At 42.5% G+C, this 6815-nt stretch carries 8 protein-coding genes and 1 tRNA gene; 5 read left to right on the top strand and 4 right to left on the bottom strand.

Features of this window, described 5'->3' with window-relative positions; all coding sequences use genetic code 11:
* Window positions 1–317 precede the first annotated feature (317 nt).
* The 5 genes from gatC (at window position 318) to U0839_RS08000 (ending at window position 5087) form a co-directional block, all read left to right on the top strand.
* Complete coding sequence (gene gatC, locus U0839_RS08020) at window positions 318–593, top strand: Asp-tRNA(Asn)/Glu-tRNA(Gln) amidotransferase subunit GatC (protein WP_155565071.1); 276 nt, start codon at window positions 318–320, stop codon at window positions 591–593.
* Window positions 593–2074 (top strand): Asp-tRNA(Asn)/Glu-tRNA(Gln) amidotransferase subunit GatA, encoded by a 1482-nt coding sequence (gatA, locus tag U0839_RS08015; protein WP_155565021.1) that lies wholly within the window; start codon window positions 593–595, stop codon window positions 2072–2074. The genes gatC and gatA overlap by 1 nt, the downstream gene beginning before the upstream one ends.
* Entirely contained in the window at window positions 2071–3522 is a 1452-nt protein-coding gene (gene gatB / locus U0839_RS08010) for an Asp-tRNA(Asn)/Glu-tRNA(Gln) amidotransferase subunit GatB (protein ID WP_155568884.1), read from the top strand. The genes gatA and gatB overlap by 4 nt, the downstream gene beginning before the upstream one ends.
* An 89-nt stretch (window positions 3523–3611) precedes the next feature.
* Window positions 3612–3703, top strand: a tRNA-Ser gene (locus tag U0839_RS08005).
* A gap of 157 nt (window positions 3704–3860) precedes the next feature.
* Window positions 3861–5087 (top strand): tyrosine-type recombinase/integrase, encoded by a 1227-nt coding sequence (locus U0839_RS08000; RefSeq protein WP_413550444.1) that lies wholly within the window; start codon window positions 3861–3863, stop codon window positions 5085–5087.
* A gap of 7 nt (window positions 5088–5094) precedes the next feature.
* Here the strand turns inward: U0839_RS08000 and U0839_RS07995 are convergent, their stop codons facing one another.
* The 4 genes from U0839_RS07995 to U0839_RS07980 all read right to left on the bottom strand — a co-directional run bounded on the left by U0839_RS07995 (window position 5095) and on the right by U0839_RS07980 (window position 6527).
* Entirely contained in the window at window positions 5095–5352 is a 258-nt protein-coding gene (locus tag U0839_RS07995) for a hypothetical protein (RefSeq protein ID WP_413550443.1), read from the bottom strand.
* Between the two features lie 55 nt (window positions 5353–5407).
* Complete coding sequence (locus U0839_RS07990) at window positions 5408–5674, bottom strand: hypothetical protein (RefSeq protein ID WP_413550442.1); 267 nt, start codon at window positions 5672–5674, stop codon at window positions 5408–5410.
* A 70-nt stretch (window positions 5675–5744) separates the two neighbouring features.
* Window positions 5745–6038 carry a transcriptional regulator, SarA/Rot family gene (locus U0839_RS07985; RefSeq protein WP_413550441.1) on the bottom strand — a complete coding sequence of 98 codons (294 nt, stop codon included), beginning with the start codon at window positions 6036–6038 and terminating at the stop codon, window positions 5745–5747.
* A 171-nt stretch (window positions 6039–6209) separates the two neighbouring features.
* Window positions 6210–6527 carry a hypothetical protein gene (locus U0839_RS07980; RefSeq protein WP_413550440.1) on the bottom strand — a complete coding sequence of 106 codons (318 nt, stop codon included), beginning with the start codon at window positions 6525–6527 and terminating at the stop codon, window positions 6210–6212.
* Window positions 6528–6815: the final 288 nt, after the last annotated feature.

The following is a 6815-nucleotide window of genomic DNA, read 5'->3' as shown; positions in this document are numbered from 1 at the left end:
TTTTTATCAATAAATTTCAGGCTGGGTGATTTTGCTTATTAGTTATTCCTGAATCAGATTCTGGAATATCGAGTGAAAATCATTCAGTTTTTTTTATCCTTTTTGCACGGTCTGGTTTCCGCAAACCGTTATTCTTTTGCCCCCTTTAATATTGTAACCCCATCCGGCCAATTTAAATAGCTAATATGAATATTTGGGAAAAAGGTTTGTTTTGATCTTTTGATATAGATGGATTAAAATTGATTTTTTCATTTTGAAATTTTATTATTATTGTGAGGGAAGAATTGACTGATAAGCAAAAGGATGATTCCTTGGACATGAAGATTGTCCAACGGGTCGCTAAATTATCTGCACTTGCCGTCAAGGAAAAAGAACTGGCAACCTATGCCCGGGATTTGGGGGGTATAATACACTGGGTTGAGCAGTTGAACGAGCTGGATGTTTCTGCGGTTGAACCAATGGTTGGGGCAGAAAATGCACAATTGAGAATGCGTGATGATAAGGTTACCGATGGCAATTGCCGTGAGGCTGTTTTATCCAATGCTCCAGAACGTATTGCCGATTTTTATGCTGTTCCGAAAGTGGTTGAATAATGCTGACAGAAATGACGATTACAGACGCGGTCGAGGGCCTGCGTCAAAAGAAATTCAGCGCGGAGGAATTGACACGGGATCATCTGAAGGCGGTTGGTCAGTTAAACAGCCGGATCAATGCCTATATCTCGGTAACGGAAGAGGTCGCCCTTGGTCAGGCCAAGGTGGCAGATGAAAAACTGGCTTCGGGGAATGCGCCGGTACTGACCGGTATTCCTTTGGCGATCAAGGATCTTTTTTGTACAAGGGATATTCCAACAACCGCCGCCAGCCGTATCTTGGAAAATTTTGTTCCACCCTATGAAAGTACGGTGACCTCGAATTTATTGAGGAATGGAGCCGTTTTTTTGGGCAAGACCAATCTTGATGAATTCGCAATGGGATCCGGCAACCTGAATTCGGCATTCGGTGCCGTTGAAAATCCATGGAAACGCAAAAATGATGATGCGTTTCTGGTTCCCGGCGGCTCTTCTGGTGGTTCCGCGGCTGCCGTGGCGGCGCGGATGGCTCTGGGGGCAACCGGAACGGATACGGGTGGCTCCATTCGTCAGCCGGCAGCATATTGCGGTATCACCGGAATCAAGCCAACCTATGGGCGGTGCAGTCGTTGGGGCATTATTGCCTTTGCCAGCTCGCTTGATCAGGCTGGGCCCATGGCAAAAACCGTTGAGGATTGTGCAATCTTGTTGCAATCAATGGCCGGTTTTGATCCAAAAGACAGCACAAGCGTGGACAGGGCGGTTCCGGATTATCGTGCGGCCTGTAACCGTTCATTGAAGGGGTTGCGTGTGGGTATTCCAGAAGAATATCGCGCTCCTGGCATGTCATCTGAAATAGAGGCAATCTGGCAGCAGGGAATTGACTGGTTGAAAGAGGCCGGTTGCGAGATCGTGGATGTTTCCCTGCCTCATACTAAATACGGATTGGCCACCTATTATATCATTGCCCCTGCTGAAGCCTCATCCAATCTGGCCCGTTATGACGGGGTGCGCTATGGTCGCCGTGTCAGTGGAAAAAGTCTTGAGGAACTCTATGCGAATACACGCGGAGAGGGTTTTGGTACAGAGGTGAAACGCCGTATTTTGATGGGTACTTATGTGTTGTCGGCCGGTTATTACGATGCCTATTATCTCCGGGCGCAGAAGGTTCGCAAACTTATCTATCAGGATTTCATGAATGCCTATGAAAAGGTGGATGTTCTCTTGACACCAACGGCACCATCAGCCGCTTTTGCCAAAGGTGAACATCAGGATGATCCCGTACAAATGTATCTGAATGATATTTTCACCGTTCCCGCCAGTATGGCCGGAGTGCCTGGTCTGGCCTTGCCGGCCGGGTTAAATGACCAGGGTCTTCCCCTGGGTTTGCAGTTGCTGGGTCGTCCATTTGATGAGGAGACCCTGATTGCTGTTGGGTCAGCAATGGAAAAAGCTGCCAATTTCACATATAAACCCGCCATTCGTTCTGGAGTTTCCCTATGAGTTATGTGATTGAAGGGTCAACAGGATCCTGGGAAGTTGTTATTGGTCTTGAAGTCCATGCCCAGGTTATCAGTAAGGCCAAATTGTTTTCAGGTGCCTCCACGCATTTTGGTGGTGAACCCAATACGCAGGTCAGTCTTGTTGATGCCGCTTTTCCCGGTATGTTGCCCGTCATCAATCGTGAATGTGTTGATCAGGCCATTCGTACAGGATTTGGGTTAAATGCCCAGATTAATCTGGTAAGCCGTTTTGACCGCAAGAATTATTTTTATGCCGATTTGCCACAGGGATACCAGATTTCTCAATTTACGCATCCTATTGTTGGCAAGGGTGAAATCGAGATCGAACTGGATGACGGTACGGTCAAGAAGATTGGTATTACCCGTTTGCATCTTGAACAGGATGCGGGAAAATCCATTCATGACCTTGCCCCAAAAGAGACCTGTATTGATTTAAATCGCTCTGGTGTTGCTTTGATGGAGATTGTCAGTGAGCCGGATATGCGCTCACCGGAAGAGGCAGGTGCCTACTTACGCAAAATCCGTGCGATTGTGCGCTATTTGGGTACTTGTGATGGAAATATGGAGGAGGGATCAATGCGTGCGGATGTGAATGTGTCTGTCCGTAAGCATGGTGAGGAATATCGTACGCGTTGCGAATTGAAAAATATCAACTCCATTCGGTATGTCATGCAGGCAATTGAAATTGAAGCCAAAAGACATGTGGAAATTTATGAAAATGGGGGAGAGGTGGATCAGGAAACCCGTTTATTCGATGTTGCCAGGGGGGAAACCCGTACGATGCGCAGCAAGGAAGACGCCCATGATTACCGTTATTTCCCAGATCCGGACTTGCTGCCTCTGGTCGTTGAGCAATCTCATGTTGACCATCTCAAGGCAACCCTGACTGAATTGCCGGATGCAAAACGAGACCGTTTCCAGAATGAGTATGGATTGCCCCGTTATGATGCCAATGTTCTGGTAGCTGAAAAAGACATTGCCGATTTTTTTGAAATTGTTGCAAAGGGTCGGGATGGGCGTTTGGCCGCTAATTGGGTCACAGGCGAACTGTTTGCCGTATTGAATAAAAAGGGGCTGTCAATCCATGAAAGTCCTGTAAAGGCTGAGGCAATTGGTGCTTTGCTGGACTTGATCGCTGATAAAACCATCAATGGTAAGATTGCCAAGGAGGTTTTTGAGGATATGGTTGAAACAGGTGATATGCCTGCGGATATCGTGGAACGCAAAGGTTTGAGACAGGTAACGGATACTACGGCAATTGACAAAGTGATTGCGGATATCCTGTCAGCCAATGCAGATAAGGTTGAACAATATAAATCAGGTAAAGACAAGCTTTTTGGTTTCTTTGTTGGACAGGTTATGAAGGAAATGAAGGGTAAAGCCAATCCCGCAATAGTTAATGAGCTTTTAAAAAAGCATTTATCTTGATAAAAATTAAAAAAGGAAATTGACAGTCCTCGAATAAATGATTAGAAACGGTAAAAGCAAACGTCGTGTTATAGGCAGGCTCTTCTTGCGGAGGGGTGGCCGAGTGGCTGAAGGCGACGGTTTGCTAAACCGTTGTACGGTGTAAGCCGTACCGTGGGTTCGAATCCCATCCCCTCCGCCAGTTACATATGTTGAATATTGCCAATTCCTGACAAATACCTTGTTTTTCCTGAAAAAATCCATATTTACCTATCATATTCTTGCCAGTTCATGACAGATTATGCGATAGAAAGTGGGTACAAAAGTGGGTACAAATTCAAGGAAAGTGGGTACAAACCGTGTTGACAGATTCAAGGGTTAATTCCGCCAGGAAAAAAGACAAGCCATATCGTCTGAATGACGGGAATGGCCTTTATCTAAATGTATCAAGATCAGGGACAAAATCATGGCGGGTTCGTTATAAATTCAACAGTAAAGAATCCATGATCGTAATCGGGCATTATCCATCCATGTCCCTGGCAGATGCAAGATCAGCCGCACTTGATGTGAGGAACGGAATTCGTGAGGGACGCAATCCAAATACAGACAAACTGTTGAAAAAAGAGCTTGCCATATCAAATTATGAAAACACCCTTGAGGTTGTGGCAAGGAAATGGTGGGACACAAAAAAAGCTCTTTGGTCAAAAAAACATGCAAAGGATGTAATCCGTAGTCTGGAAAGGGATGTTTTTCCCTATTTGGGTGGAATACCCATTACAGAATTGACTCCGCAAATTATTCTGAAAAATCTGCAGGATATCGAGAAAAGGGGGGCTATAGAGACAGCCCACCGCATTCGCCAGAGACTGGACGGGATTTTCGTTCATGCCATTGCGAGCGGAATATGCAAGGACAATCCGGCATCTATCATAGGGCCTGCCCTATTGCCGATAACCAGGGGGAAACAACCGGCCATTATCAATTTTGATGAAGCGGTGGGCATGATAAACCAGATTGACAAAATACCCGCCTATCCGGTTACGAAACTGGCGATGCGTTTTCTGATACTTACAGCGGTCAGGTCATCGGAATTGAGATTTACACGATGGTCTGAATTTGAAAATCTTGAAGGTGAAAATCCTGTATGGCGTATTCCGAAAGAACGCATGAAAGGGGAGAAGGATAAAAAGCGGGAACATATTGTTCCATTGTCACGTCAGGCTGTGGAGGTAATCAATCTTGTCAGACAGTTCAGTTGCCATCTTGAATATGTATTTCCCAATTATCGGCATTCTTCAAAGGCAATGAGTGAAAACGCCCTGGGTTATCTAATCAACAGGGCAGGCTATTATCAAAGGCATGTACCGCACGGTTTTCGCACCCTGTTTTCCACGATCATGAACGAAAGGTTTCCACAGGACAGGTTTGTAATTGATCTCGCACTTGCACATATCAATCCAAATAAGGTTGAGGGATCCTATAACAGGACAACACATTTTGACCGTAGAAAAATATTGATGCAGGAATGGGCTGATATAATCACCAGGGATTTGAGGGATGCGGATGATCTGGTTTCCGTACGGTAAAATTCCATCATATCTTATGGCTGTCTATCCATTGCTGCACGTCATGCAATTTGCAACCCTTGTTTTTATATGACATTTGATAGATTGGCGGGAAATCGCTGTCCTTCGCCCGTCTTCTAACCTCTCTTTCACTGAAGTTGGCCATGAGGGCGATAAGGTCGAAACCGATGATTGGATTGATTACATGACCAAGATTGTATTTTTTTAGAAGTTTTTCATAATCTTTTTGAAATCTGGTGATCTTGTTTTCTTCTCTATCGTTCATTGTATCGGCAGTCTTTTTTGTCTTGTTTGATCTTTTATGAATTAAGGAAATTTATTTATATGTCGCTCATTTCTTCATCAATTTTATTCATGATAAAATCTATCAGAGCGTCCCTATCATCCTGTATTTCCTTTAATTCTTCTTTTTCTTCAGGAAATTCCTCACAAATTCCCAAATACAGTTCTTTATTAGAAAAATTTTTCAAAAATTTTGTCAAATTATCTTTGTTTGATTGTTTATCATCATAAAAATAATCAATACAAAAATAAAAATGTCTGTTATATATAGCAACGCAATATGATACCTCTACATTCATAACCATTTTATTAACTTTCCTACTTCAGGAATATCTCTTACAACAGTATTATCTTGTTTCATTTTCATGATCTTGTTTAATGAATGGCACCAATATTTTTTATGTACTGGATACCGGTATCGGTTTTTGTAACCTTTATTTTTCTATCGTCGCATAAATGTTTTTCACGTTTTACAAGATGTATTTCTTCCAGGCGATTGAGTGCCTTGCAAACATCCGCTCTTGATAGATTGAGATCGTTTGCATAGTACCCCGTACTGTCCTCAATTCCATCCATATAGACCATTGTCATTATCGCGAATTGCCTGACAGTTAAACAGAATCTTTTTCTTGCTGATTTTTTCACGATAGATGATAACTTGTCATTCATGATTTCACCTCATTTAATCACTGGTGTTTATTTATGTTATTCATAACGTTTGACAATGCGTATCCAAACCATGCGGAACTGGATATCAATATTGTCAGCAACACAATCATATCCATCTGGAAAATCCTTGTGTCAGCGGTTTATTTCCCTTAGTTTTTGCGATCTCACTCTCTAGCAGCTGATTGATGATGTAAGTATCGCCTCTCTTAGGGAGATACTGTTTTGCAGTTCTTTAACCTGACGTTCATATTTCTCACGCTGGTCACGGTAATGTTTCGCCCTTTCCTGATTGAGACCGGCTATCCTTATTTCACAACGATCCATTTTTTTGATATTGTCTTTCAATGAACAAATCCTGTTTTTCATTTCCAGTATTTCTAATTCATAAAAATGAATGATATTCAAATGATGAATGTCATACCGTTTGTCGATTTCACTGGAAGAATTTTCTGGACAAAATAGTTTTTTTAATGTATTGATAAGATACATTGTATTTTACTCCACTAGGGGTTAGGGAAAAGATCGAGTTGCCGCTCGGTCTTTTTTTGTTTCTTTTATGACTCTATATTAGCTTTAAGTTAATTATAATTTATAATGTTTGTTCATCGAGCATGTGAATAAGATCAGGATGTGGCTTTTAGAGTCATTTCCTTTTTCTTGAGGGGAATCTATGGTGAATTGTGTTTCATTGTTTGTCTTCTTAATGTGTTCAAAGATGTATTAATTATCTTATATGCATAATGTGACATATTATCACTTTTTATGTCAATAAAAAAA

Origin of the sequence: Commensalibacter sp. A3DC, assembly GCF_047307945.1 — a bacterium.
GTDB classification, from domain to species: domain Bacteria; phylum Pseudomonadota; class Alphaproteobacteria; order Acetobacterales; family Acetobacteraceae; genus Commensalibacter; species Commensalibacter melissae.
Note: the sequence above shows the minus strand (reverse complement) of the source record. Positions and strands in the feature narration are given on the sequence as shown.

Bases quoted from the DNA above. Each gene is read 5' to 3' on its own strand.
- gatC (WP_155565071.1), top strand. From the start codon at position 318: ATGAAGATTGTCCAACGGGTCGCTAAATTATCTGCACTTGCCGTCAAG.
- gatA (WP_155565021.1), top strand. From the start codon at position 593: ATGCTGACAGAAATGACGATTACAGACGCGGTCGAGGGCCTGCGTCAA.
- gatB (WP_155568884.1), top strand. From the start codon at position 2,071: ATGAGTTATGTGATTGAAGGGTCAACAGGATCCTGGGAAGTTGTTATT.
- U0839_RS07995 (WP_413550443.1), bottom strand. From the start codon at position 5,352: ATGAACGATAGAGAAGAAAACAAGATCACCAGATTTCAAAAAGATTAT.
- U0839_RS07990 (WP_413550442.1), bottom strand. From the start codon at position 5,674: ATGGTTATGAATGTAGAGGTATCATATTGCGTTGCTATATATAACAGA.
- U0839_RS07985 (WP_413550441.1), bottom strand. From the start codon at position 6,038: ATGAATGACAAGTTATCATCTATCGTGAAAAAATCAGCAAGAAAAAGA.
- U0839_RS07980 (WP_413550440.1), bottom strand. From the start codon at position 6,527: ATGTATCTTATCAATACATTAAAAAAACTATTTTGTCCAGAAAATTCT.